The sequence below is a fragment of the Sphingomonas leidyi genome, from assembly GCF_011761945.1.
Taxonomy (GTDB): Bacteria; Pseudomonadota; Alphaproteobacteria; order Sphingomonadales; family Sphingomonadaceae; genus Sphingomonas; species Sphingomonas leidyi.
The window spans coordinates 630,339-654,289 of sequence record NZ_JAASQV010000002.1; the positions used below are offsets into that span (position 1 = coordinate 630,339).

The window sequence follows — 23,951 nt, forward strand, 5'->3', positions numbered from 1 at the left end:
GGCGCGACACGGCAAGCGCGGCCCGGCGCCGCGAACGCATACCGCCCACAGCTTTTCGGCGAACCGAGCTTCCCCCCGCCACCGCCATCGGCCAAAGCATCCGGCGATGACGGTGCGCGTGGACATGGGGATGGACGGCAAGGGTGATGCCGTCGCCATGGATCTCGAAGAGCTGCTGGCGACGCGATTGCTCGTCCAGGGCAATTCGGGGTCGGGCAAGTCGCACCTGCTGCGCCGGCTGCTCGAGCGGAGCGCCGGCCATGTCCAGCAAGTGGTGATCGACCCCGAGGGCGACTTCGTCACGCTCGGCGACAAATACGGCCATATCGCCATCGAGGCGGCCGACTATTCGGAACGCGAGATCGCGCGCTTCGCCACGCGGATTCGGGAGCACAGGGCTTCGGTGGTGCTCAGCCTGGAGGGGCTGGAAGCCGAGGGGCAGATGAAATGCGCCGCCGCTTTCCTGAATGCGCTGTTCGATGCGCCGCGCGACCATTGGTATCCGGCGCTGGTGGTGGTGGACGAGGCCCAGCTGTTCGCGCCTTCGGGAGGCGGCGAAGTGGCGGAGGAGGTGCGCCGCGCCTCGCTCTCGGCGATGACCAACCTGATGTGCCGCGGGCGCAAGCGCGGCCTGGCGGGCGTGATCGCCACCCAGCGCCTTGCCAAGCTGGCCAAGAACGTGGCGGCCGAGGCTTCCAATTTCCTGATGGGCCGCACCTTCCTCGACATCGACATGGCGCGCGCCGCCGATCTGCTCGGCATGGAGCGCCGCCAGGCCGAGGCGATCCGCGATCTCGCGCGCGGCCATTTCCTCGCGCTCGGCCCCGCCGTGTCGCGCCGGCCGATCTCGGTGCAGATCGGCGCGGTGGAGACCAGCGCGCGCAGCGGCAGCCCCAAGCTGACTCCGCTGCCCGAGGCACCCTCGGCGGAACTGAAGGACTTGCTGCTCGCCCCCGCCGAGCCCGAATGGACGCCCCCTGCCCCGCCGGCGCCGGTGCAGGCGCCCCAGCTCGCCTCGGACCGGCTGCTCGAAGCGCTTGCCCGTTCGGCGCCCGCGCGCGAGGAAATCCCCGACGTCGATCCCGAGGAAGCCGCCGCCAAGATCGCCGAGGTGCTGCGCGACATCGTCACCGATACGGAGAGCGCCTATCGCTCGCCTTCCGTGCTCTATCAGGATTTCCTGGTGCGCTGCCGGATGGTCGGCCTCGCCCGGCCGCCGCTCGATCTTTCCGCCTTCGTCCGCCGGCTCTCGGCTGCGCGCGCCGGCATCCATGGCGATCCGGACGCGGATTGGGCCCAGGCGCTGGACGCGGCACGCGCCTTGCCCGACGACATGCTGGGCCCGTTCCTGCTCGTCGCCCGCGCGGCACGCGAAGGGGCACCCTGTCCGAGCGACACCGAGATCGCCGCCACCTATGGCACCAGCTCGCTCGGCCGCGTGCGCCGGCTGCTGCAATATATCGAGAGCCGCGAGCTGTTCGTGACCCGCACGGACCTTTCGGGCAAGCGCTCGATCACGATACCGCGGCTCGGCTGGACCACCCAGCCGGCGGAGATCGGCGGCTAGAGCCTGCGCAGCCAGGCCTCGGTGGCGTCGACATGCGTCACCGGCAGCATATGGCCGCCATCGAGATATTCGACGTTGCCGTTCCGCACGGCGCCGGCGGTCCTGCCGCCATGCAGCTCGGGATCGAGCAGCGCATCCTGCCGGCCGTAGAGGATCGAAACCGGCACCGCGATCTCGCCATAGCGCGGCGCCTGGGCCTGCATCGCGGCGGGCCCCATCTCGATCTCGTAACAGCCCATCTGGAAGCTGCGCGGCCGGATGGCGAGCGCGCCGCCGGCCCGAATCGCGAAATCCCCGGGGACCGGATCGGGCGCGAAGACCGCGGCCGTCTTCGCCTTGCCGGTGCGCATCGAGAGCGGCACCGCGATCGTCCAGGCGATCAGCGGGCGAAGCAAGGCCGGCACCTGCAGCCCGGCGAGTGGCGCCGGCGGCACATCGATCGGCTGCGTATAGGGCGCGATCAACCCGAGGCCGCGCACCGCATCGGGGTGCCGCAGCGCCAGCGCCAGGCTCACCGCGCCGCCCATCGAATGGCCCACGAGGAGGGGCTTCTCCAGCTCCAGCGCCCGGATCGCGGCAGCGACGGCATCGGCCTGGCCCGGAATGTCGAGCCGCGACCCGGTGAGCGTGGAATAGCCCCAGCCGGGGCGGTCCATCACGATCACGCGGCGGTCCGCGGCCAGCCGGCCGGCCAGCGCATAGGTGAAGACGCGCAGCTGGCTCATGATGCCGTGGATCATCACGATGGCGGGTGCATCGGCAGGGCCCGTCTCGACATAATGGATCCGCGCGCCCGGCACCTCGACGTGCCTGCCGTCCATCGGCACCCAGCGCTCGACGCCGCGCGAGACATAGGCCGACCAGAGGACGAGCGCGCCGACCACCACTGCCAGCGCCACCAGGAACCAGAGCATCATCCCTCCTATTCGGCGGGGACTTCCTCTCCGCCCTCGGCCGCGCGCTCCTGCGCCTGCCGCGCCCACATCTCGGCATAGAGACCGTTCTTGCGCAAGAGCCGGGCGTGCGTGCCCTGCTCGGCGACGCGGCCGGCCTCCAGCACGATGATCCGGTCGGCATGCACCACCGTCGAGAGCCGATGGGCAATGACGATGGTCGTGCGGCCATGCTCGATCGCCTCCAGCGTCGCCTGGATGTCCGCCTCGGTCCGGCTGTCGAGCGCGCTCGTGGCTTCGTCGAGGATCAGGATCGGCGGATCCTTGACCAGCGTCCGCGCGATGGCGACGCGCTGCTTCTCGCCGCCCGAAAGCTTGAGCCCGCGCTCGCCGACCCGGGTATCGAAACCCGCGGGCAGCGACTGGATGAAGCCGGCGATCGCCGCCCCCCGCGCCGCCGCTGCGATCTCGTCGTCGCTCGCGCCTTCTCGGCCATAGGCGATGTTGTAGCCGATCGTGTCGTTGAACAGCACCGTGTCCTGCGGGACGATGCCGATGCTGCCGCGCAGCGACGCCTGGGTCACGTCGCGTATGTCCCAATCGTCGATGGTGATGCGGCCGCCGGTGACGTCGTAGAAGCGGTACATCAGCCGCGCCAGCGTCGACTTGCCCGCACCCGAGGGGCCGACCACCGCGACGGTGGCGCCGGCCGGAATGTCGAGATCGATGCCCTTCAATATCTCGCGGTCAGGGTCATAGCCGAAATGCACGTCCTCGAAACGGACATGGCCGCGAGTGACGACGAGCGTCGCGGCGTTCGGCGCATCGCGAACCTCGGCATGCGCGTCGAGCAGGTCGAACATGCTCCCCATGTCGATCACCCCCTGGCGGATGGTGCGATAGACCCAGCCGAGCATGTCGAGCGGGCGGAACAGCTGCGACAGCAGCGTCGAGACCAGCACGACGTCGCCCGCGGTGAACTTGCCGCTGCTCCAGCCGAACACCACCAGCGCCATGCCCGCGCCGAGCATGAAGTTGGTGATCAGCGCCTGGCCGATGTTGAGCCAGGCAAGGCTGTTCTCGCTGGTGGTCGCCGCGCGGGCATAGGCAGTGACGGCATTCTCGTAGCGCCGCGCCTCGCGTGCCTCGGCGTTGAAATATTTCACCGTCTCGAAATTGAGCAGCGAATCGACCGCGTGCGCGACGGCACCGGTATCGAGGTCGTTCATCTTCTCGCGCAGCTTGGAGCGCCAGTCGGTTACCCAGCGCGTGAAGGCGATGTAGAGCACCACCATCGCCAGGGTGCCGGCAACCAGCCACGCCCCGTAGCGCGTCCAGAAGATGCCCAGGACGAGCGCGAGCTCGAGAATCGTCGGGGCAATGTTGAACAGCAGGAAATAGAGCATCGTATCGATGCTCTTGGTGCCGCGTTCGACCACCTTGGTGATCGCGCCGGTGCGGCGCTCGAGATGGAAGCGCAGCGAAAGCTGGTGGAGGTGGCGGAACACATCGGCCGCCAGGCGGCGGGTGGCGTCCTGCCCTACCTTCTCGAACACGGCGTTGCGCAGATTGTCGAAGAGGACGGTGCCGAAGCGCGCAGCGGCATAGCCGGCGACCAGCGCCACGACGAGCCACACCGCATCGCGCGACCCGCCCGCCATCCGATCGATCGCGCCCTGCAGCGCGAAGGGCGCGCCATAGACCTGGACCAGCTTGGACAGGACCACCAGGCCGAGCGCGACGACGATGCGCACGCGCAACCCCGGCGCATCCTTGGGCCACAGATAGGGGAGGAAACGCCGCAGCGTCGCGAGCATCGGGCGCTCGCCGGCGGGTGCATCGGGATTGGAAGCCATCGCCGCCAAATCTGGGACGCTCGGCGCCGGGATGCAACGGTTGGCTACGGGCCCCGGACAGGGAAGCGTGATGGACCGGCCCGCGGGGAGTCGCCGGCGGGCCCCGGCCCGGGCTGGCGGGGGCGCGTCCAGAGCGCTGGATCGCGCGGGGCCGCAGGATGGAAATTCCGCCGGCGCAGCGCCTGCCACCAGGCCCGGGCGATCCAGCCGATCTTCTCGAAGCCGGAGGTGGCGGCGCGGCGATCCCATGCATGCTCGCCGCGCTCGGCGACCTTCTTCGCGATATCGCCATAGATGCCGGCGGCAGCGAGCACCGCCCAGGCCGAGCGAAAGCCGAGCGCCGGCGTGCCGCCCCGGGCGCTCTCGGCATGATCCGCCGCGCTCCGCGTGAGCCGGCCGGCGAGAATGGCGAGGCGCGGGCGAAAGCGCGGCTGCAGGTGCTGCCCGGGCGGGATGTCCATTTCGGTCAGCCAGTCCCGGGGCAGATAGCAGCGCCCCATCCGGTCGTCCGCCTCGACATCGCGCGCGATATTGGCGAGCTGGAAGGCGATGCCGAGGTCGCAGGCGCGGTCGAGCGTCGCTTCATCCTCCGGCGAGACGCCCATGAGCACCGCCATCAGGCAGCCGACAGCGCCGGCGACGTGATAGGCATAACGATACAGGTCGTCCTCGTGCCGCGGCATCCACCCCGCCGCATCGAGCGCGAAGCCCTCGACCACATCCCGGACAAATCGGTGCGGCAGGTTCGCCTCGGCAGCGACGATGCGCAGCGCATCGAAGGCGGGATCGCCCACCCGCTCCCCCGCGAGCGCCGCGTCGGTCAGCAGCCGGATGCGCGCCAGGCCGGCCCGGGCATCCGCCGCTCGCGCCTCGCCGCCATGATCCTGCCCGTCGGCAAGGTCGTCGCAGGCGCGGCACCAGGCATAGAGCAGCCAGGCCCGCTCGCGCGTCTCGCGCTCGAACAGCCGGCTGGCGGCGGCGAAGCTCCTCGAGCCCCGCGCAATCGCTTCCTGCGCGGTCGCGATGATCGCGGCACGCGCAGGAAGCGGGGATCTCACAGATCGCCGCGCCGCATCTGGACGATCGTCTCGACGGGCTTGGCCCCGACCATCTTGTCGAGCAGCCCCTCGAGCGTGCTGTCGACGATCAGCATGTTCTGGTGCTGCGGGCGGACGAAGCCGACGCTGCCCATATGCTGCCAGAACTCGACAAGCTTGTCATAATAGCCGGCGATGTTGAGCAGGCCCACGGGATCGGTGTGATAGCCGAGCTGGGCCCAGCTGAGCGCTTCCCACAGCTCGTCCATCGTGCCCGTGCCGCCCGGCAAGTTGATGAAACCGTCGGCGATGTCGGTGAAGCGCGCCTTGCGCTCGTGCATGGTGGCGACGACGTGGAGCTCGGTGCAGCCGCGATGCGCGACTTCGGCATTGACCAGCAGCTCGGGGATCACGCCGATCACTTCGCCGCCGGCCTCCAGCGCCGCATCGGCGACCGCGCCCATCAGGCCGAGCCGGCCGCCGCCATAGACGATGCCGATATCGCGCTGTGCCAGCGTGCGGCCGACATGGCGCGCGGCCTCGATATAGACGGGGTCGGCCGGCGTGGCCGAACCGCAATACACTGCGACGCGCTTCATTTGATCTTCCCGATAGCCATGATCCGACCCGCCTTCGGCCAGAATGCGCGCCGGGGCAAGCCGCTCACTTGCCGTCCCCCAGCATCAACGCCGCGGTCGCCTTCGCGCTGCCGACCACGCCGGGAATGCCGGCGCCGGGATGCGTGCCGGCGCCGACGAAGAACAGGTTGTGGATCGCATCGTCGCGATTGTGGGTGCGGAACCAGGCGCTCTGGGTGAGGATCGGCTCGAGGCTGAAGGCCGAACCCAGATGCGCGCCGAGATCGTCGCGGAAGTCCGGCGGCGCATAGCTGAACTTCGTCACGATCCGATCCTTGAGATCCGGGATCAGTCGCCGCTGGATCTCGGCGAGGATGCGTTCCTCCAGGATCGGAGCGATTTCGCTCCAGTCCGCCGGGAACTTGCCGAGATGCGGCACCGGGACCAGCGCATAGAAGGTCGCATGGCCGGCGGGTGCCATCATGGGATCGCTCGCGCTCGGGTGATGGAGATAGAGCGAGAAATCCTCGCTCAGCACGCCGTGATCGAAGATGTCGGCGAGCAGGCCCTGATAGCGGGGGCCGAACAGCACCGAATGGTGCGCGATATCGGGAAAGGTCCCGCGCACGCCGAAATGCACGAGGAACAGCGACGGCGAGAAGCGCTTGCGCACCAGTGCCTGCGCCGCGCGCTGGCTGGAGCGCGAGCCCTTCAGCAGGTCGCGATAGCTGTGGACCACGTCCGCATTGCAGGCGAGCGCATCGACCTGCAGCTCGCGGCCGCTCGCCGTGCGCACCCCGGTCACGAGATCGCCCAGGGTGTCGATGCCGGTCACCGGATCGCCAAGCCGCAGCGTGCCGCCCAGCCGCTGGAAATGGCGGACCATCCCGGCGACGAGCCGGTTGGTGCCTCCCTCCGCCCACCAGACCCCGCTCTGGCGCTCGAGCTGGTGGATCAGCGCATAGATCGCGCTCGCCGTCATCGGATTTCCGCCGACCAGCAGCGTGTGGAAGGAAAAGGCCTGGCGCAGCTTCTCGTTGCGGATGAAGCTCGCCACCTTGGCATAGACGGAACGCCATGCGCCGTACTTGGCGAGCGCAGGCGCGGCGCGGACCATCGACATGACGTCCTGGAACGCGACATGGCCGAGCCTCACATAGCCTTCCTCGTACACGCCGGCGGCATATTCGAGGAAGCGGCCATAGCCGGCGACGTCCTGCGGCTCCAGCCGCGCGATCTCGGCGGCGAGCTGGTGATCGTCGTTCGAATAGTCGAAGCGCGTGCCATCGGGCCAGGACAGGCGATAGAAGGGCGTGACCGGCTTCAACTTCACATCGGCGGCCATGTCGTGCCCGGAAAGCTGCCAGAGCTCGCGCAGCGCCTCGGGAGCGGTGATCACGGTGGGTCCGGCGTCGAAGGTGAAGCCGTCCCTTTCCCAGAAATAGGCGCGCCCGCCCGGCTTGTCGCGCGCCTCCAGCACCACCGTCTCGACGCCCGCCGACTGCAACCGGATCGCAAGCGCCAGCCCGCCGATCCCCGCGCCGACCACCACGGCCCGCTTCACCGGAACGACTCCCGGATCGCCGAGACCGCGCGGCCGACCGGCACCGGCGGCTTGCCGGAGACCAGGCGCAGGCGATCGAACAGGGTGGAATGCCCCGCATAGAAACGCCCGATCAGCTGTGGATCGAGCCGGTAGAAGCGCTGGAGGATGCGGTAGCGCTCCGCAGGTTCGGCGGCCTTGAACAACATGGCGGCGAGCATGCGGTAGAAATGGCGGCGGCGCCATGTCGATCGGGCGAAATCGTGCAGCAGCCGATGCAGCGCCGCACCGCCCAGATCGCTCGCCGCGGCGACGAGCGTGGCGGTACGCACCGCATCCGGCAGCGCATAGCTGGTGAGCGGATGGAACAGGCCCGCCCGCCCGCCCGCCTTGGCGACCTTGTTGCCGCCCGCCTGCCAATAGGCTTCGAAGTCGCCCCCCATCACCACGGGCAGCGCCCCGCTCTCCTCGCGCACGACATGGTCGACCTGCCAGCCCTGCGCATCGGCATAGGCGGCGATCCGCGCGCCGAGCAGCGCGGCGTCGAAATCCGGCGTATCGCTGTAATAGGTGTCCTCGACGAACGCGCAGGTGGGGCTGAACGGCAGCGCATAGACGAAGCGATAGCCGTCGAGCTGCTCGACCGTGGCGTCCATCAGCTTCGGCCGCGCCAGGCCGTGCGCCTCGGCCAGCGCCAGCTCGCGGCCGTGGAATTTCTGCCACCCGCAGTGCAGCGCCGCGAGATCGGCGGGGCCGCGGCAATCGATCACGCCTTTCGCCTCGATCCGGTCGCCGTCGGAAAGGACGACCGCGGTGGGGCTGGCGGCAAGCACCTTGCGCCGGGTCATCACCGCATGCGCGGGCAGCTCGGCGCGGACGACCTGGTCGAGCCGGCGCGATTCGATCGAATAATAGCCGGTGCGCAGGGTCCGCGAGATCGCCGGAAAGGCGACGTCGTAGCTCGTCCAGCCATGGCCGATCAGCGGCGCGGTGAGCCAGCGGTCGGCCGGCGCGACATCGGTAGCGAAGAAGGACCAGAGATGATTGCCGCCGATCCGCCCCCCGCCCTCGACGATGCGCACATCGCAATCCGGGCGCTTGCGGCGCAGCGCGAGCGCGATCAGCCCGCCGGCAAGACCCCCGCCGACAATCGCCACGTCGCAGTTGATCGTTGCGGGCATGACACAGGCCTAACCCAGCGATTCGCGCGATTCCAACAAAAATGCCCCTTCCGCGCGTGCGGAAGGGGCAGGTGTGGCGGGAACGACCGCGATGCGGCCACGCCCGGAGCCCGGGAGAGGAGTCAGGCGGCCTCGAGCAGGGGCCATTCGGCAGCCATCGCGCGTGCCACCGCCGGACGGGCGCGGATGCGTTCGCGATAGGCGGCCAGGACCGGCCATTCGGCGATCGGCACCTTCGAATATTCGCACCAGTTGAGCACCGCGAGCAGATAGGCGTCGGCGACGGTGAAGCGATCGTCGAGATACTCCCGGCCCTCGAGATGCTTCGACAGCACGGCGAAGGGCCGGGCATGGCGGGCCCGGGCGGCATCCTGCTCGGCCGCGCCATAACCCTTGCCGAGGATCGGCATGAACACCGCCTTGTGCAGTTCGGTGCTGACGAAGTTCAGCCAGGCGAGCATCCGGTAATGCGCGTCGGAAAAGCCGGTGAAGCTGAGCGAACCCTCCGGCGCCAGCTCGGCGATATAGGTGAGGACCGCCGGCCCCTCGGTGAGGACGAAGCCGGTGCCGGTCTCGATCGCGGGGACATAGCCCATTGGCGATATCTCGGTGAAATCGCGTCCGTCGGGCAGGCGCAGATCCCGGGGCACCTGAACATATTCGGCATCGAGCCCGGCTTCCTCGAGCGCGATGCGCGCGGCGAGCGAGCAGGCGAAAGGCGTGAAATAGAGCTTCATGACGAGTCTCCCTTGATTTTTGTACGATCCCGCACAAAAATCGGGGCGTCAAGGAATTTAATGCGAAACGATACAAAAATAGCGCCGCGCGGGCGGGGACGGCCGCGCAAGTTCGACCGGGAGGCGGCGTTGCGCGCCGCGCTCCAGCGCTTCCGCACGCTCGGCTATGCCAATACCTCGCTCGACGAGCTGGCCGCGGCGACGGGCGTGAACCGGCCGAGCCTCTATGCGACGTTCGGAGACAAGAAGGCGCTGTACCTTGCCGGCCTCGCGCGCACGCACGCCATCATCGATTCGACCTTCGCCGCGCTCCACGATGTTCACTATCCGCCGGAGAAGATGCTCAAGGCGCTGTTCCTCGGCGCGATCGAGGGCTTTCTGACCGGCGAGTACGGCCCTTCGGGCTGCATCGCGGTGAACACCGCGGCGGCCGAGGCAGTGGCCGATGCCGATATCCGCGCGGCGCTGGCCGACTTCATGCAATTGCAGGACGGGTGGATCGAGAAGCTGATGGAACAGGCTGGCACCGCCGATCCGCGCGGCGACGCGCAGATCGCTTCCTCGGTGATCCATTCGCTGAGCACCCGCGCCCGCGCCGGCACCCCGCGCGCCGAACTGATCGCCATCGCGAAGAAAGCAACCGCACTGCTCCTTGCCTGAACAAATACTTCGCGGGCATTTCGGCGACGATGCCAAATAGCTTTGTTATCAAGCTTCAATCCAGCGACTTGCACTGCATGTCCATTTCGGCGGCGAACCCGTTTGACTTCTAGTCGAACTAGCGCAGCATTGCCCGACCACGACTCATGGGGAGAATGGAACATGCAGCGTATAGCCTGGCCTTGCCTGGCCGTCATTGCGACACTCGCCACCGGCCAAGCGGCATCGAATGCCGCCGCGGCGAACGTCTCGGGCACATCGACGAAGGTCGCGACCGCACCGGTCAATGCTTGCGAGAAGGTCAAGACGACCGGCTGGAAAGCGTGGCTCGACAAGATGCCCGGACCGCACAAGACTCCGACGCTTCATGTGGCCGGACAGGCAACCACTTCGACGGGCGGCTGGAAACTGATGCTCAACCGGGGCGCGACCACCAAGAACCTGCCGCCGACCCAGTATTTCGACTTCGTCGCATTTGCGCCGACCGGACCGGCTCCGCAGGTCGTGACGACGGCGGAAGTGAAGGCCGAGATCAAGAACGCGCTGCCGAAATACAAGGAGGTCGTGATCCTCTGCGGCAAGAAGGCGATCGCGACGGTCCCCGTCAAGATCGTGACCTGAACTAAACGGCGTCGAGGATCGCGCGCGCCCGCGCCAGGTCCTCGTCGTCCACCATCACGCGCACCGGGATCAGCAGGTACGAGCCATCGGCGATGCTGGTCCCGGCGTCGAACACGAAGCTGGGGATCTCCTCGTCCTCCAGCCGCCCCTGGACGATGAAAGCCTCCTGCCTGTCGTAGCGGCCGAGTTCGACCAGGGCCATGATTCCCTCCATGTTGACGCGCAAGAACCATGCGCATAATTTCTGCGCATGAAACCGGATTCCCTTTCTTCGGGCAAGCGCAAAGCAGTGAATCTCTCGCTCGATACCGGCGTGGTCGCGGCGGCGCGAGAGGCTGGGCTGAACCTGTCGCAGATTTGCGAGGCGGCATTGCGGGATGCCAGCAAGAAGGAACGGATCCGGCGATGGCAGGAAGAAAGCAAGGAAGCCATCGACGCCAACAACGCCTGGGTTGCGGAGCATGGCCTGCCCCTTGCCAAATACCGCATGTTCTGATGGCGAAATTCGACGTCTATCGTTCGATCGATGGATCGATGCTGCTCGACTGTCAGAGCGACCTGCTGCGCCATCTCAACACACGTTTCGTCGCGCCGCTGGTCCGCCCCGACGACGCCGTCCAAGTCGATCGCGGGCTGACGCCGTTGCTCGACGTTGCGGGAAGCGAAATGCTGATGCTCACCCATTTCGCTTCCGCGATTCCCGTCGGCGCGCTCGGCCATTGCATCGCATCGGTCGCCGATCAGGAGTTTTCCGTGGCCAGCGCCCTCGACATGCTGATCTCGGGCTTCTGAATCCTCATCGCTGGACCGCGCGCGGGCGGCGGGGGACGCCCGGCACGCATTCGAGATGGGCGCGGTCCCAATGGCCGAGATCGGCGACGGCATCATAGCTCGCCTGGAGGAAGTCCAGCAGCAGCGCCCTGGGATCGTCCGCCGCGCGCACCGCGTCATAGTCGAGCAGCCATTCGCCGAGACCGGTGTCGTAATAAGCGGGTGCCGGGAGCTTCGCCTCCCCATAGCCGGCGGGCGCGGGATAGCCATAGGCGTAGAAGGCCGGCTTCGGGAACGCATCGCTGCCGGGCCAGAAGCCGGCGCTCGCTTCCTCATGGCTATAGGCTTCGCAAGTCACGGCATCGGGAAGCCCCGGAATGCCCCCGGGATGCAACGGCGCCGTCCGCCCGGAGAAGCGAGTCACCGCAAGATCGAAGCTGCCCCAGAAGAAATGCACCGGGCTCGCCTTGCCGAGAAAGCCGGTGCGGAATTGCTGGAAGCCGCGATCGATCCACAGCAGCGCGCGGTGGAAATCGCGCACCGCCTCGCCGTCCCAGGGCCGGTGCGCCCCGTCCTGCGCGAACGGGACGGCTTCCGGTATCTCGCTCGGCACCCCGTTGAACGTCACCGGCGTGCCGAGCGCGGCAAGCGCGCCGGCCAGCGCCGCGTGGAAATCGGCGATGCTGCCCGGGCCGAGCGGCAGGCCGGCCTCGCTCCCGCCATCGGTGGCGAGCAGCAGCTCGCCGGCCTGCAGATCGAGATCGAGCTGGAGCGTCGCCTCCGGACAGGGGATCGGGCCGGTGGTGAGGCCCCGCGCCGTCGGATAGAGCGCGACGTGCCAGCCATGGTTGAGCCAGGGCGTCCGCGCGAGACGGATCTTGCCGATCATCTGGGTGATCAGGTGCAGATGCTGCGCGGTCTCGCGCCAGCCGGACCAGTCGAGTCGGGGCAACGCCTGGGTCATGCCCCCGATCCTATCCGATCGGGCCGGCGAACAACAGCTTCCACCCGGCCACCACCGACCAATGGACCAGGACGCACGGCCAGATGCTCCCGGTCGCTCGATAGAGACGGACCAGCAAGCTACCGAGCACCGCCACGATGGCCAGGAAACCGGGCGCCAGGAAGATCGCCGACCAGGGCGGGCCGAAAATGAGCGCCTGAAGCGGATGCCAGAGGATGAACGCGCCGACCGCGATTGCCCATTGCCACGGCGCGAAGGGGCGACCGGGCGGCGGGACGAGCAGCGCGCGGAACGCCAGTTCCTCGCCTAGCGCCGGCACCAGCATCAGGCCGAAGAACAATGCCAGCCATTGCGGGCCGAACGCCATCGGATCGAACCGCGCGAGCCCGGCCGCGAAGGCGAGCAGCGCGACAAGGGGCAAGCCCCAGAGGAGTTCGAACCCGACCCGCCGCCAGCCGTGCGCGTCCGGCCAGGTGCCGAGCGCCGCGCGGAGACGGCGCCCGACCCGGCTCACGCCGCGGTGCCGCCCACCGTCAACCCCTCGACCAGCAGGGTCGGCTGGCCGACGCCGGCCGGCACGCTCTGCCCGCCCTTGCCGCACATGCCGACGCCTTCGTCGAGCGCGAAGTCGTTGCCGATGCCGGTGACGCGGGTGAGCACCGACGGGCCGTCGCCGATCAGCGTCGCGCCCTTGATCGGGGCACCCAGCTTGCCGTCCTCGATCTTGTACGCCTCGGTGCAGGAGAAGACGAACTTGCCCGAGACGATGTCGACCTGCCCGCCGCCGAAGGACTTGGCGTAGATGCCCTTCTTCACGCGGCTCAGGAGCTCGGCGGGATCGTCCTGGCCACCCTTCATGAAGGTATTGGTCATGCGCGGCATCGGCGCATGCTGGAAGGATTCGCGGCGACCATTGCCGGTGGGATCGACGCCCATCAGCCGGGCATTGAGCCGGTCCTGCATATAGCCCTTGAGGATGCCGTCCTCGATCAGGACGGTCTCGCGCGTGGGCGTGCCTTCATCGTCGATCGACAGCGATCCGCGGCGGTCCGTGATCGAACCGTCATCGACCACGGTAACGCCCGGCGCCGCGACCCGCTCGCCGATCCGGCCCGAAAAGGCCGAAGTGCCCTTGCGGTTGAAATCGCCCTCGAGCCCATGGCCCACCGCTTCGTGGAGCAGCACGCCGGGCCAGCCCGGACCGCACAGCACGGTCATGTCGCCCGCAGGGGCATCCACTGCATCGAGATTGACGAGTGCCTGGGCCAGCGCCTCGTCGATCGCGCGGTTCCACGTCTCCGGCCGGAAGAGATTGTCGTAGAGGGTCCGGCCGCCCAGGCCGAAGCTGCCGGTCTCGCGGCGGCCGTTCTGCTCGACCACGATCGACACGTTGAGGCGGACCAGCGGGCGGACATCAGTGGCGACGAAGCCGTCCGGCCGGACGATCTCGACCACGCTCCACGAGCCGGTGAGCCCGACCGAGACCTGCGCCACGCGCGGATCGCGGGCGCGCGCGGCGGCGTCGATCGACTGGCACAGGTTCACCTTGTCGGCGAAGGGTACCAGGTCGAGCGGATCGGCATGGGTATAGAGGTGGCGGTTGTTCCCCTGGGGCGGCGGCGCCTTGCCGCGTTTCGCCGGATCGATCAGCGCCATCGTCTCGGCCGCGCGGCGAATCGCCGCGGGCGAAATCTCGTTGGCATGGGCGAACGCCGTCGTCTCGCCCGATACGGCGCGCAGGCCGAAGCCCGATTGCGTGTCGAACGAAGCGGTCTTCAGCCGGCCGTCGTCGAAGCCGAACGCCTCGGTCTTGCGATACTGGAGATAGAGCTCGCCATCCTCCGCGCTGCGAAGCGCCTCGGCAGTGAGCTTCGCCGCGGCCTCGGGATCGAAGCCGTCGCGATAGAGGAAGTTGCGTGGATCGCTGTACATGCCCCAGATATAGGCGCGCCGCCGACGGACGCCATATGGCTTTGCGACGGTATCTGCCACGATTCCCAGCTCCGGATGCGCATGCCCAGGCTCGACTTCCAGATTCCCCCGCCACGCCAGGCTATCCGGCTCGGCGCGATCCTGTGGATCGGCATCGCGGCGATATTGCTGCCGAGCCTGGCCGCCGCCGACCAGCTCCGCGGCGCCGAATGGGTGGCGCAGACCGGCGTGATGCTCTCCGGCGCGGCGCTGACCGTGACCGTCTATCTCGGCCTCTCCGCCAGCAACGGGAAGCCGCTCTGGCTGGGTGCGGCGATCGGCCTGACCGCGCTGGCGGGCGCGGCGGTGATCCAGACCGCGAGCGATTTCGGCATCCAGGCGTTCGTCCACCGCCTGCTCCCCACCCGCCTTTCCACGCATTCGCCCGAAGAGACGCTGATCGTCCGGATCATCTATTTCCTGATCTATGCCTGTGCCGGCGCCGTCTTCGTGGTGACCGGCGTGCTCCAGCGAATCCGCAGCCGCGAGCGCGAACTTGCCCGCGCCGAGATCGCGCGGCTCCGCGCCGAACTCACGCTGTTGCGGCTCCAGCTCAACCCGCACTTCCTGTACAATTCGCTCAACGCCTTTTCGGGGCTGATCGCGCTCGGCCGGGCGGACGAGGCCAGCCGGCTGGCGGAAGGCCTGGCCGAGTTCCTCCACGCGGCGATGGACCTGGACGGCTCCGAAGTGCCGCTGGCGCGCGAACTGGAGCTGATCGAATGCTATCTCGATCTGGAACGGGCGCGCTTCGGCGAACGGCTGACGGTGGCGACCGATGCCCCGGGTGCGCTGGGCACCGCGCTGGTTCCGGGCTTCCTGCTCCAGCCCCTGGTGGAGAATGCGATCAAGCACGGCGTCGAGGCGAGCCCCGGCGCGGCCAGCCTTCGCATCGCGGCGGCCCGGGCGGGCACACAGCTGGTGCTGACGGTGGAGAACCGATCGGCGGCACCGGCCACGGCGCCGTCTCGGCCCGGCCGGGGCATCGGCCTGGCCAATACGCGGGCGCGGCTGGAGATGCTGTTCGCCGGCGAGGCGTCACTGGAAACCGGTGCCGTCGCGGGCGGATTCCGGGCGGCGGTGCGGCTGCCGCTGAAGCTGGCGGGAGGCTAGATGCTCGCGCCGGCCGGATGATCGGGCAGCCGGCTCTGGTCGGCGCCGTCGGCCGGGCCGCCGATCAGCACGAAGCGGCGATCGCAATAACCGCAATCGACATAGCCATGCTCGTCGATCTGCAGGAACACGCGCGGATGGCCCAGGGCAGCGGGCAAGCCGGGGCCGGTGCCGTCACAGGCGACGCGGGCGGAAGCGGTGCGGATGGTCTCGGGCAGGGGCGCGGTCATGAATCTGCCGATAGCAAGCGCGGTCGCGTCTCGCAACGCGTGCGCGAGATTCCGTGCAGCTTGCCTATCGGCGCCGTGTGTCAGTATCCTGCCACGCCATGACCAACCGGTTCGACATCGTGCCGCCCACCCCGAAACAGGCGGCCCAGCTCACGGCCGTGATGTGGGGGGCGGTATGTTCGGTGATCATGCCGGGCCAGTTTCTCACGGGTCAGGTGGCGGGCCTGGGCGAGCTGATGGCCCTGATCTGGGGAACGGCCAGCTCGATCCTGCTGACCGTGCTGCCGTATGCGATGCTGCGATGGGCGGTCGGCAAGCGGCTGGTGCTCGTGATTCCGCTGGGAGTGGCGGGGCTGTTCCTTACCGCCACGCTACAGACCGCGGCGGATTATGGCGGGCAGTTCGCGATTCACGAATTCCTGCCGACGCGCATTCCCGATCATTCCAGCCAGGCGCTGCTCGTCGTCAACATGATCTACATGATGATCGACGCCTGCAACCTGTCGCTGTTCGTCATCACCGGAACCATTCGCGAGATCCGGCTGCGCGAGCGCGAACTGGCCGAGGCCAGGGTGGTGCAGCTGGAGACCGAGCTCACGATGCTGCGGCTCCAGCTCAACCCCCATTTCCTGTGCAATTCGCTCAACGTCGTCTCCAGCCTGATCGTGACCGGGCGCACCAGCGAGGCGAACCAGATGACCGAGGGGCTCGCCAACTTCCTCCAGGCGTCGATGGACATCGAGACCCAGAGCCTGCCGCTTGCCGAGGAGCTGGAAACGGTGGAGCGCTATCTCGAGATCGAAGGCGCCCGCTTCGGCGAGCGGCTGGAAATCATCATGGACGTTGCCGCCGGGCTCGGTGCCGCGCCGGTGCCGAGCTTCCTGCTCCAGCCCCTGGTGGAGAATGCGATCAAGCACGGGGTCGAGACGGTGTCGGGCAAGAGCGAAATCGCGATACGCGCCCGCCGCGAGGACGACATGCTCGTGCTGACGGTGGAGAATCGCTGGGAGGGAGAGAACGCCCCCCAGGACCGGCGCGACGGCCATGGCATCGGCCTGGCCAACACGCGCACGCGGCTCGAGATGGTCTATGCCGATGCCGCCTCGCTCGAAGGGGGGCCGATCGACCAGGGCTATCGGGCGACGATCCGGCTGCCCATTCCCCCGGCCGTCGGGCTGCGCGACGCCGCCTGACGCCGCCGGGCCTTTGCCCGGCCGCCGCAACGCGATATGCGCGAGCGCATGACTCAGGCTGCCATCGCGATCCAGGACCTCTCCAAGACCTATCAGGGCGGCAAGCGCGCGCTCGACGGGGTGACGTTCGACGTGCCGCGCGGGCAGATCTTCGGGCTGCTCGGCCCGAACGGCGCGGGCAAGTCGACGCTGATCAACATCCTGGCGGGGCTGGTCAACAAGACCGGCGGCAAGGTCTCGATCTGGGGTTTCGACATCGACGCGCATCCGCGCAACGCCAAGGCCAGCATCGGCATCGTCAACCAGGAGATCATCTTCGATCCCTTCTTCACGCCCAAGGAGACGCTGGAGATCCAGGCCGGGCTCTACGGCGTGGCCAGGGACCGGTTCGATGCGATGGGGCTGCTGCGCGCGGTCCATCTGGAGGACAAGGCCGATGCCTATTCGCGCACGCTGTCGGGCGGCATGAAGCGCCGGCTGATGGTGGCCAAGGCGATGGTGCATTCGCCGCCGGTGCTGGTGCTCGACGAGCCGACCGCGGGCGTGGACGTCGAGCTGCGCCAGCAGCTCTGGGCCTATGTCCGCCAGCTCAACCAGCGCGGAGTGACGGTGGTGCTGACCACCCATTATCTCGAGGAAGCCGAGCAATTGTGCGACCGGATCGCGATCATCAACCATGGCAGGCTGATCGCCAACAAGCCGACGCGCGAACTGGTGGGGATGGCGCAGGAGAAGGTGGTCGAGGTGACCGTCGACCGCGACGTGGCGACGCCGCCGGCCAATCCCTGCTTCCAGAAGGTGGAGATGAAGGGCGCGCGCACGCTGGTCATCACCTATCGCAAGGACCAGGCCAATGCCGGCGAGGTGCTGGGCGCGGTGCAGGGCGCCGGCCTGGGCATCGTCGACGTCTCGACGCGCGAGGCGGACCTGGAGGACGTGTTCCTCAACCTCACCCGGGCGGCGAACGGCTGACATGCACGATACCGACGACGAAATACCCACACCCGAGGATCGGGCCAAGCCGAAGAACACTGCGCGGCTGCGCGCCGACGCGATCAAGGACTTTCGCTGCAAGAACCTGATCGCGGTGATCGAGAACCCGACCGACATCAAGAACATCGGCACCGTGATCCGCAACGCCAACGCGCTGGGAGTCGAGAAGGTCTATGTGGTGGACAGTCGCGGATCGCTACCAGACGACTGGCAGGAACTGCGAGGAGACAGGGGAATCTCCAAGACCTCGGTTTCGGCAGTCAAATGGACCTTCGTGAAGCGCTTCGATTCGACCGATGCCTGTTTCGATCATCTCGAGAAGAACGGCTTCATCTCGATCGTGACCTCGCCCCATGTGAAGGGCAAGAGGAGCATCTACCTCCACGAGGGGGATTTCACTGCCTTTACCAAGCTCGCGGTCTGGTTCGGCAGCGAAGCGATCGGTATCAGCGACCGCGCCGTCGAGCGCAGCGAGATGTGCGTCGGCATCCCGATGTTCGGAATGATCGAGAGCCTGAACCTGGGTACCAGCTCGGGCATCGTGATGTACGAGGTGTGCCGCCAGCGTCGCGAATATCAGAGCAAGTACCGGCTACGCGACCGACGCGGCCCGCGCGAGGTCCCGCTGCCGACGGTGATGCCACAGGATTGAGATTTCGGCCGCGATCCGTCCCATCCCCGGTATGCGCCGCGCTTCGCTGCGCCCATCAGCGGCGGCGATGCCGGGCGAAGAAAGCCCATATCGCGTCATTGTCCGCCGCCCAGACATGGCCGGCGCCGCGGGTGATCCGGCCGGTCACCTCTGCGCCGGCGCGGCAGTCCGAATAGCGGATCTCGTAGAGCTTGGCGTCGATGTCGCGCTGCACCGGCCCCGCCCGGCACAAGTCGAGATCGGCCCAGCGGGCGAGCGCCGTCGCCATGGTATATTGCCAATAGCCCGCGCCGCCGCCCTGGATCGGGTTGGTCCTGTCCGCATCGCCGGCAAAGGCGATCACCGGCAGCGGCCGGTCCGGCCGGCAGGTGGCGGGATCGGGCAGGCGCGGATCGCTCGCCAGCGGGTTGCCGGCGCGCAGGCCGACCACCGGCGCGATCGCGGCGAAGCGATCGGCGGCGACGCAGCCGAGCCAGCTGCTCATCCGCCCGCCGCCCGAAAGGCCGGTGGCATAGACGCGCGTCCGGTCGACGCAGCGATTGGCCGCCAGCCAGTCGATCACGCCCTTCAGAAAGGCGACGTCGTCGGCGTCCTCCGCAGTGGGGATCCTGCCGGTGACGGTGGGGACGCCCGGTATGTTCCACACAAAGCCCATCTGCACCGGGATGCCGGCATCGGGCGCGACGACGATGAAGCCGTGACGATCGGCGGCCGCAGCGAGCTTCGAATTCTCCAATATCGCCTTCCCGGAACCACCGCTGCCGTGGAGCAGCAGGACGAGGGGCGCCGGGCGCGTGCGCGCGAAGCCTTCGGGCAGATGCAGCATCGCGGACCGCCCCGTCGCGCCCACCGCCACGCGCACCGTCTCGCCGGGCGCGCCCAGCGTGCAGCCGGCCGCGGCGGCGGGAGCGGCCCAGAGCGCCGCCAGCGCGGCGATCGCGAAACCCAGGCTTTGGCGGCGCATATCTCTCTCCCGTTGCCAGCACCCCTGCCTAGCGCCTAGTCCGGGCGGGAACCAGCGGAAGAGACATCCAGCGAAGACATGGCGCACGATCCCCATAGCAGCGACATCCTCGTCATCGGATCGGGCGCGGCGGGACTCACCGCCGCGCTCAACCTCGCCCAGCGCTTCAAGGTGACCGTGCTCGCCAAGGGCGGCTTCGCGGAAGGATCGACTGCCTGGGCGCAGGGCGGCATCGCCGCGGTGCTCGAGCCGGGCGACACGTTCGAGAGCCATATCGAGGACACCATGATCGCCGGCGCCGGACTCAACGACCGCGCGACGGTGGAGATGGTGGTGGAGAACGCCCCCGCCGCGATCGCCCGGCTGGCGGAGATCGGCGTGCCCTTCAACACCGAGGGCGGCACGCTCCACCTCACCCGCGAGGGCGGGCACAGCCATCGCCGCATCGTCCATGTCGACGACGCGACCGGCCTGGCGGTGCAGACCGCGCTGCTCAAGGCGGCCCAGGCCAATCCCAACATCACCCTGGTGCCCGACATGGTGGTGATCGACCTCGCCACCAGCCGGCATGAGGAACGCTATTCGGGCGCGGGCAACGTCTGGGGCGTCTATGCCTTCAACCGGCGGACCAACCGCGTCGAGCTGTTCACCGCGCGCGCCACCGTGCTGGCGACCGGCGGCGCGGGGCGCACCTATCTCTTCTCCACCGCGCCGCGCGGCGCGACCGGCGACGGCATCGCCATGGCGTGGCGCGCGGGCTGCCGCATCTCGAACATGGAAATGATGCAGTTCCATCCCACCTGCCTCTACAATCTCGAGGTCAAGAACTTCCTGATCACCGAGGCGGTGCGCGGCGAAGGCGGCCGGCTGCTGCTGCCGCCGGATGCGGGCGACGAGGCGGGCCGCCGCTTCATGCCCGAGCTCGACCCCCGGGCCGAGCTGGCGCCGCGCGACATCGTGGCGCGCGCGATCGACCATGAGATCAAGCGGCTCGGCCTCGACTATGTCCATCTCGACATCAGCCATATGGGCGCGGAATTCGTGAAGCAGCACTTCCCGACCATCCATGCCCGGCTGCTCGACCTCGACATCGACATGACGCGCGAGCCGATCCCCGTGGTCCCCGCCCAGCACTATACTTGCGGCGGCGTGGTGATCGATCGCGACGGGCGCACCGACCTGCCCAATCTCTACGCCGCCGGGGAAGTCAGCCAGTCCGGGCTGCACGGCGCCAATCGCCTGGCGTCCAACTCGCTGCTCGAATGCTTCGTGTTCGGCGAGGCGGTGGCCCGCCACATCACCGCGCATTGGGGCGAGCTTGCCCCGCCCCCCGCCATCCGCCCCTGGGACGAGAGCCGGGTCACCGATTCCGACGAGGAAGTGGTGATCAAGCAGAACTGGACCGAGATCCGCCGTTTCATGTGGAACTATGTCGGCATCGTGCGCACCACCAAGCGGCTCGAGCGGGCGGCGCACCGGATCAAGATGCTGCGCGAGGAAGTGGCGGACTATTACGGCCATTTCCGCGTGACGCCCGACCTGATCGAGCTGCGCAACCTGCTCGAGAGCGCCGACCTGATCGTCCGCTCCGCGCTCCACCGCAAGGAAAGCCGCGGGCTCCATTACACGCTCGACTATCCCGAGACGCTGCCGGTGGCGGTCGACACGGTGCTGGTGCCCTGAGCGGCGGACGGATCTTCTGGGGCGCGATCGCCTTGGCGGCCGCGCTGCGCATCGCCGCCTCGATTCCCTTCATGGTCGGCTGGTTCGACGAGATCTGGCAATATCTGGAGCCGGCCTGGCACCTGGTGGCCGGCCCCTGGGTGCAGACCTGGGACTATCGCGCGGGCCTGCGCAGCTGGCTGATCCCCGAGCTGCTCGCCGTGCCGATGGGACTGGGGCACGCGCTTTCGCCCGATACCATGCTCCACCTGCTGCTGGTGCGGCTGGCGCTGGCGGCGCTGTCGCTGGTGATCGTGGGCGCGGCGGTGTCGCTCGGGCTCCGGCTCTCGCGATTGCACGGGATCGTGGCGGGATTCGTCGCGGCGACCTGGTTCGAACTGGTCTATTTCGCCCCGCGCGCGCTCTCCGAGCCGATCGGTCTCGCACTGCTGATGGGCGCGATCTGGCTGCTGCTCGCGCATGCGCGGCCGGGTCCCCGGCAATTCGCGGCCGCCGGGCTGCTGATGGGGCTCTGCTTCGTCGCGCGCATCCAATATGGCCCCGCCCTGCTCACCCTGGCGATCCTCGCCGCGCGGCGGGACTGGCGCGGCGCCTGGCTGCCGATGATCGCGGGCGGCTGCGCGGCGCTGGCGATCGACGCCGCCGCCAACCTCGCCATGGGCGCCTCGCCGTTCCGCTGGATGATCGAGGCGGCGCGGATCAACCTGATCGAAGGGCGCGCCCGCGCCTATGGCGAGATGCCCCTTTACGGCTATTTCTCGCTGATCGCCTGGTATTGGTATCTGGCGACGGCACCGATCCTGCTGCTCGCCTGGATCGGGGCGAAGCGCTATCCGGCGCTGCTCTGGGTGGCGCTGGTGCATCTCGGTTTCCATTCGCTGATCGGGCACAAGGAATATCGCTTCGTGCTGGCGAGCACCGCGCTGCTGGTGATCCTGGCCGCGATCGGCAGCGCCGAACTGCTCCGCCGGCTGCCGCGCCGTCGGCTGGCGCTGGCAACCGCGGGGACGCTCGCCCTGTGGGGCATGGCTTCGGCGGCGCTGGCGGCCGGGCATTTCCGCCCCAACTGGTCGCTGGAGGCCGATCTCGCCGCCGCGCTCGAACGCGCGGGCCGGCCGCCGGGAACCTGCGGCCTGGCGCTCTATCGCCCGCGCGACACCGTTGCGGGCGCCTATGCGCTCTATCGCCGCGATACGCCGATCTATGTGCTTGGAACGCCTGAGGAAGCCATGCGCCATGCCGGGGCCTTCGACACGGTGGTGGCGCCGCGCGCCCATGCCGCGGAGCTGCCGAAGCAATATCGGCTCGAGGCCTGCGCCGCGCCCGGCCGCACCGACGCGCCAGGCTGCGTCCTGCGCCGCGCCGGCGGCTGCACCCCCGATCCCGCCGCGACCGGGATCGACGCATGGCTTCGCGCCAGCGGCAACTGAGCTCCGGTCTTTCCCCGGGTTCCGCCGAAAAATCGCGGAGCGTTTTCGCTGCGTTCACGCTTCACCGCTACAAGGCTGGTATTCGTCGCAACCCGGCGTGGCGCGGACTTTCCCGCGAAACACATCCGCCGCATGGTCGCAGACGGGCAAGGGGTCGTGTTAAGTGTTTAAGTTCGAGGACTTCTCGACGTTTCAGCGTGCAGTGACGATCGCGGGCCTCGGCCCGGCGATGCTGGTAGGCTGTACCGTGCATGGCGATCCGTCGCTCGCCACCTATCTGCCCGCCGCTTATGGCGTGAGCCTCGCCTTCCCATGGGGCGATGCCAAGGCGAAGGCTTCGGCATGGAAGCCCACTGCCCCGGCGCCGCGCGCGCTCGACCAGGCGATCCGCGGCATCACCAACAATTTCGAAGGCCTTGTCGGCGTCGCGGTGACCAGCATCGACGATGGCTGGATCGTCGCTTCCAACGGCGAACGGCCGATGCCGCAGCAGAGCGTGTCCAAGCTCTGGGTGGCGATGACGGTGCTCGACCAGGTCGACCAGGGCAGGATCCGCCTCGAGGACCCGATCACGATCACCAGGGCCGATTTCACTTTGTTCCACCAGCCGGTCGCCGCGCTGGTGAAGGGCGATGCCGGCTATACCGCCAGCGTCGGCGAGATCATCCGCCGCGCGATGCAGATGAGCGACAACACCTGCAACGACAAGCTGCTGCGGCTGGTCGGCGGGCCCGACGCCGTCCGCACCTTCCTCGCGCGCAAGGGCATCACCGGCGTGCGCTTCGGCCCCGGCGAGAAACTGCTCCAGGCCGGCACCGCGGGCCTCGCCTGGAAGCCCGAATATTCGATGGGCAACAGCTTCGCGATCGCCCGCTCGCGCCTCTCGCCCGCCGTGCGCCTCGCGGCATTCGAATCCTATGTGAAGGATCCGCCCGACGGCGCCGCCGCCGCGGGCATCTCGGTGGCGCTTGCCCGGCTGAAGCGCGGCGAGCTGCTGTCGCCGACCGCGACCGCCTGGCTGCTCCAGACCATGGACGGCGCCAAGACCGGCCGCGCCCGCGTGCATGGCGCGGTGCCGCCGGGATGGACCTATGGCCACAAGACCGGCACCGGCCAGGACCTGGGTGCGCGCACCGCAGGCTTCAACGATGTCGGCATCCTCACGGCACCGGACGGCAAATCCTATGCGCTGGCGATCATGATCGGCGACACGCACCGCCCGGTGCGCGAACGCCAGATGCTGATGCAGCAGGTGGCGCAGGCAATCGTGACCTATCGCAACTAGTTCGCGCGCAGGGGGCGGAATGCCCGGTC

25 protein-coding genes are annotated in these 23,951 nt (G+C 68.4%); 12 read left to right on the forward strand and 13 right to left on the reverse strand.

Translation table 11 applies throughout. From position 1 onward, the window contains the following. Positions 1-106: 106 nt before the first annotated feature. Positions 107-1,567: a helicase HerA domain-containing protein gene (locus FHR20_RS12785; protein WP_167299996.1), complete on the forward strand. Its 1,461-nt coding sequence runs from the start codon at positions 107-109 to the stop codon at positions 1,565-1,567. Here FHR20_RS12785 and FHR20_RS12790 read toward each other — a convergent pair. The 7 genes from FHR20_RS12790 to FHR20_RS12815 form a co-directional block, all read right to left on the reverse strand. Continuing rightward, on the reverse strand, positions 1,564-2,481 hold the full coding sequence (locus FHR20_RS12790) for an alpha/beta fold hydrolase (RefSeq protein WP_243857306.1): 918 nt from the start codon (positions 2,479-2,481) through the stop codon (positions 1,564-1,566). The two genes, FHR20_RS12785 and FHR20_RS12790, sit on opposite strands and share 4 nt — an antisense overlap. Before the next feature lie 8 nt (positions 2,482-2,489). Further along, positions 2,490-4,316, reverse strand: a complete 1,827-nt coding sequence (locus FHR20_RS12795; RefSeq protein ID WP_243857307.1) for an ABCB family ABC transporter ATP-binding protein/permease — start codon at positions 4,314-4,316, stop codon at positions 2,490-2,492. A gap of 44 nt (positions 4,317-4,360) precedes the next feature. Further along, positions 4,361-5,374, reverse strand: a complete 1,014-nt coding sequence (locus FHR20_RS12800) for a squalene/phytoene synthase family protein (RefSeq protein WP_167299998.1) — start codon at positions 5,372-5,374, stop codon at positions 4,361-4,363. Next, positions 5,371-5,952, reverse strand: coding sequence for an LOG family protein (locus FHR20_RS12805; protein WP_167299999.1), 582 nt, complete (start codon positions 5,950-5,952; stop codon positions 5,371-5,373). The genes FHR20_RS12800 and FHR20_RS12805 overlap by 4 nt, the downstream gene beginning before the upstream one ends. 64 nt (positions 5,953-6,016) lie before the next feature. Continuing rightward, positions 6,017-7,495, reverse strand: coding sequence for a phytoene desaturase (locus FHR20_RS12810; RefSeq protein ID WP_286712389.1), 1,479 nt, complete (start codon positions 7,493-7,495; stop codon positions 6,017-6,019). After that, entirely contained in the window at positions 7,492-8,655 is a 1,164-nt protein-coding gene (gene crtY / locus FHR20_RS22860; RefSeq protein WP_243857308.1) for a lycopene beta-cyclase CrtY, read from the reverse strand. The genes FHR20_RS12810 and crtY overlap by 4 nt, the downstream gene beginning before the upstream one ends. A 122-nt stretch (positions 8,656-8,777) precedes the next feature. After that, positions 8,778-9,392, reverse strand: coding sequence for a glutathione binding-like protein (locus FHR20_RS12815; RefSeq protein WP_167300001.1), 615 nt, complete (start codon positions 9,390-9,392; stop codon positions 8,778-8,780). 129 nt (positions 9,393-9,521) lie between these two features. Here FHR20_RS12815 and FHR20_RS12820 point away from each other — a divergent pair, with 129 nt between their 5' ends. Together FHR20_RS12820 and FHR20_RS12825 are read left to right on the forward strand one after the other, a co-directional pair. Continuing rightward, positions 9,522-10,052, forward strand: coding sequence for a TetR/AcrR family transcriptional regulator (locus tag FHR20_RS12820; RefSeq protein WP_167300002.1), 531 nt, complete (start codon positions 9,522-9,524; stop codon positions 10,050-10,052). 129 nt (positions 10,053-10,181) lie between these two features. After that, positions 10,182-10,673, forward strand: a complete 492-nt coding sequence (locus FHR20_RS12825) for a hypothetical protein (RefSeq protein ID WP_167300003.1) — start codon at positions 10,182-10,184, stop codon at positions 10,671-10,673. 1 nt (position 10,674) lies between these two features. Here FHR20_RS12825 and FHR20_RS12830 read toward each other — a convergent pair whose 3' ends face one another. Further along, positions 10,675-10,875 (reverse strand): putative signal transducing protein, encoded by a 201-nt coding sequence (locus FHR20_RS12830; RefSeq protein WP_167300004.1) that lies wholly within the window; start codon positions 10,873-10,875, stop codon positions 10,675-10,677. Positions 10,876-10,962: 87 nt separating this feature from the next. Here FHR20_RS12830 and FHR20_RS12835 point away from each other — a divergent pair, with 87 nt between their 5' ends. Beyond that, a complete protein-coding gene (locus FHR20_RS12835) occupies positions 10,963-11,169 on the forward strand; it encodes a type II toxin-antitoxin system CcdA family antitoxin (RefSeq protein WP_341786443.1) in 207 nt (68 codons plus the stop codon). Continuing rightward, positions 11,169-11,465, forward strand: coding sequence for a CcdB family protein (locus FHR20_RS12840; protein ID WP_167300006.1), 297 nt, complete (start codon positions 11,169-11,171; stop codon positions 11,463-11,465). The genes FHR20_RS12835 and FHR20_RS12840 overlap by 1 nt, the downstream gene beginning before the upstream one ends. Before the next feature lie 4 nt (positions 11,466-11,469). On the opposite strand, the gene FHR20_RS12845 is transcribed toward FHR20_RS12840, so the two are convergent. The 3 genes from FHR20_RS12845 to tldD are packed head-to-tail and all read right to left on the reverse strand — an operon-like array spanning position 11,470 to position 14,340. After that, positions 11,470-12,408, reverse strand: coding sequence for a DUF5996 family protein (locus FHR20_RS12845; RefSeq protein ID WP_167300007.1), 939 nt, complete (start codon positions 12,406-12,408; stop codon positions 11,470-11,472). A 10-nt stretch (positions 12,409-12,418) separates the two neighbouring features. Beyond that, positions 12,419-12,922 (reverse strand): CPBP family glutamic-type intramembrane protease, encoded by a 504-nt coding sequence (locus FHR20_RS22865; protein ID WP_167300008.1) that lies wholly within the window; start codon positions 12,920-12,922, stop codon positions 12,419-12,421. Next, a complete protein-coding gene (tldD, locus tag FHR20_RS12855) occupies positions 12,919-14,340 on the reverse strand; it encodes a metalloprotease TldD (protein ID WP_167300510.1) in 1,422 nt (473 codons plus the stop codon). Before tldD ends, FHR20_RS22865 begins: the two co-directional genes overlap by 4 nt. Before the next feature lie 81 nt (positions 14,341-14,421). Between tldD and FHR20_RS12860 the strand changes: the two genes are divergently transcribed. Then, positions 14,422-15,492, forward strand: a complete 1,071-nt coding sequence (locus FHR20_RS12860; RefSeq protein ID WP_167300009.1) for a sensor histidine kinase — start codon at positions 14,422-14,424, stop codon at positions 15,490-15,492. On the opposite strand, the gene FHR20_RS12865 is transcribed toward FHR20_RS12860, so the two are convergent. Then, complete coding sequence (locus FHR20_RS12865) at positions 15,489-15,722, reverse strand: zinc-finger domain-containing protein (protein WP_086127833.1); 234 nt, start codon at positions 15,720-15,722, stop codon at positions 15,489-15,491. The genes FHR20_RS12860 and FHR20_RS12865 overlap by 4 nt on opposite strands. A 98-nt stretch (positions 15,723-15,820) precedes the next feature. Between FHR20_RS12865 and FHR20_RS12870 the strand changes: the two genes are divergently transcribed. The 3 genes from FHR20_RS12870 to FHR20_RS12880 are packed head-to-tail and all read left to right on the forward strand — an operon-like array spanning position 15,821 to position 18,560. Then, positions 15,821-16,915, forward strand: a complete 1,095-nt coding sequence (locus tag FHR20_RS12870) for a sensor histidine kinase (protein ID WP_167300010.1) — start codon at positions 15,821-15,823, stop codon at positions 16,913-16,915. A gap of 48 nt (positions 16,916-16,963) precedes the next feature. After that, a complete protein-coding gene (locus FHR20_RS12875; RefSeq protein ID WP_167300011.1) occupies positions 16,964-17,887 on the forward strand; it encodes an ABC transporter ATP-binding protein in 924 nt (307 codons plus the stop codon). Between the two features lies 1 nt (position 17,888). Next, complete coding sequence (locus tag FHR20_RS12880) at positions 17,889-18,560, forward strand: TrmH family RNA methyltransferase (RefSeq protein ID WP_167300012.1); 672 nt, start codon at positions 17,889-17,891, stop codon at positions 18,558-18,560. A gap of 55 nt (positions 18,561-18,615) precedes the next feature. Here the strand turns inward: FHR20_RS12880 and FHR20_RS12885 are convergent, their stop codons facing one another. Next, positions 18,616-19,524 carry a CE1 family esterase gene (locus FHR20_RS12885; protein WP_208413578.1) on the reverse strand — a complete coding sequence of 303 codons (909 nt, stop codon included), beginning with the start codon at positions 19,522-19,524 and terminating at the stop codon, positions 18,616-18,618. Positions 19,525-19,602: 78 nt separating this feature from the next. Between FHR20_RS12885 and nadB the strand changes: the two genes are divergently transcribed. From nadB to FHR20_RS12900, 3 genes are all read left to right on the forward strand, one after another. Continuing rightward, the gene (gene nadB / locus FHR20_RS12890) at positions 19,603-21,207 is read left to right on the forward strand and encodes an L-aspartate oxidase (RefSeq protein ID WP_167300014.1); all 1,605 of its coding nucleotides are present in this window, start codon (positions 19,603-19,605) and stop codon (positions 21,205-21,207) included. 32 nt (positions 21,208-21,239) lie between these two features. Beyond that, positions 21,240-22,637 (forward strand): glycosyltransferase family protein, encoded by a 1,398-nt coding sequence (locus tag FHR20_RS12895; RefSeq protein ID WP_167300015.1) that lies wholly within the window; start codon positions 21,240-21,242, stop codon positions 22,635-22,637. A 163-nt stretch (positions 22,638-22,800) separates the two neighbouring features. After that, entirely contained in the window at positions 22,801-23,922 is a 1,122-nt protein-coding gene (locus FHR20_RS12900; RefSeq protein WP_286712379.1) for a serine hydrolase, read from the forward strand. The last annotated feature ends 29 nt before the right edge of the window (positions 23,923-23,951 follow it).

What these genes read in the sequence shown, in the direction of transcription:
- tldD (WP_167300510.1), bottom strand. Translation starts at nt 14,340, where the DNA reads ATGTACAGCGATCCACGCAACTTCCTCTATCGCGACGGCTTCGATCCC.
- FHR20_RS12860 (WP_167300009.1), top strand. Translation starts at nt 14,422, where the DNA reads ATGCCCAGGCTCGACTTCCAGATTCCCCCGCCACGCCAGGCTATCCGG.
- FHR20_RS12815 (WP_167300001.1), bottom strand. Translation starts at nt 9,392, where the DNA reads ATGAAGCTCTATTTCACGCCTTTCGCCTGCTCGCTCGCCGCGCGCATC.
- nadB (WP_167300014.1), top strand. Translation starts at nt 19,603, where the DNA reads ATGGCGCACGATCCCCATAGCAGCGACATCCTCGTCATCGGATCGGGC.
- FHR20_RS12785 (WP_167299996.1), top strand. Translation starts at nt 107, where the DNA reads ATGACGGTGCGCGTGGACATGGGGATGGACGGCAAGGGTGATGCCGTC.
- FHR20_RS12830 (WP_167300004.1), bottom strand. Translation starts at nt 10,875, where the DNA reads ATGGCCCTGGTCGAACTCGGCCGCTACGACAGGCAGGAGGCTTTCATC.
- FHR20_RS12840 (WP_167300006.1), top strand. Translation starts at nt 11,169, where the DNA reads ATGGCGAAATTCGACGTCTATCGTTCGATCGATGGATCGATGCTGCTC.
- FHR20_RS12795 (WP_243857307.1), bottom strand. Translation starts at nt 4,316, where the DNA reads ATGGCTTCCAATCCCGATGCACCCGCCGGCGAGCGCCCGATGCTCGCG.
- FHR20_RS12790 (WP_243857306.1), bottom strand. Translation starts at nt 2,481, where the DNA reads ATGCTCTGGTTCCTGGTGGCGCTGGCAGTGGTGGTCGGCGCGCTCGTC.
- FHR20_RS12805 (WP_167299999.1), bottom strand. Translation starts at nt 5,952, where the DNA reads ATGAAGCGCGTCGCAGTGTATTGCGGTTCGGCCACGCCGGCCGACCCC.
- FHR20_RS12875 (WP_167300011.1), top strand. Translation starts at nt 16,964, where the DNA reads ATGACTCAGGCTGCCATCGCGATCCAGGACCTCTCCAAGACCTATCAG.
- crtY (WP_243857308.1), bottom strand. Translation starts at nt 8,655, where the DNA reads ATGCCCGCAACGATCAACTGCGACGTGGCGATTGTCGGCGGGGGTCTT.
- FHR20_RS12880 (WP_167300012.1), top strand. Translation starts at nt 17,889, where the DNA reads ATGCACGATACCGACGACGAAATACCCACACCCGAGGATCGGGCCAAG.
- FHR20_RS12885 (WP_208413578.1), bottom strand. Translation starts at nt 19,524, where the DNA reads ATGCGCCGCCAAAGCCTGGGTTTCGCGATCGCCGCGCTGGCGGCGCTC.
- FHR20_RS12865 (WP_086127833.1), bottom strand. Translation starts at nt 15,722, where the DNA reads ATGACCGCGCCCCTGCCCGAGACCATCCGCACCGCTTCCGCCCGCGTC.
- FHR20_RS12845 (WP_167300007.1), bottom strand. Translation starts at nt 12,408, where the DNA reads ATGACCCAGGCGTTGCCCCGACTCGACTGGTCCGGCTGGCGCGAGACC.
- FHR20_RS12870 (WP_167300010.1), top strand. Translation starts at nt 15,821, where the DNA reads ATGACCAACCGGTTCGACATCGTGCCGCCCACCCCGAAACAGGCGGCC.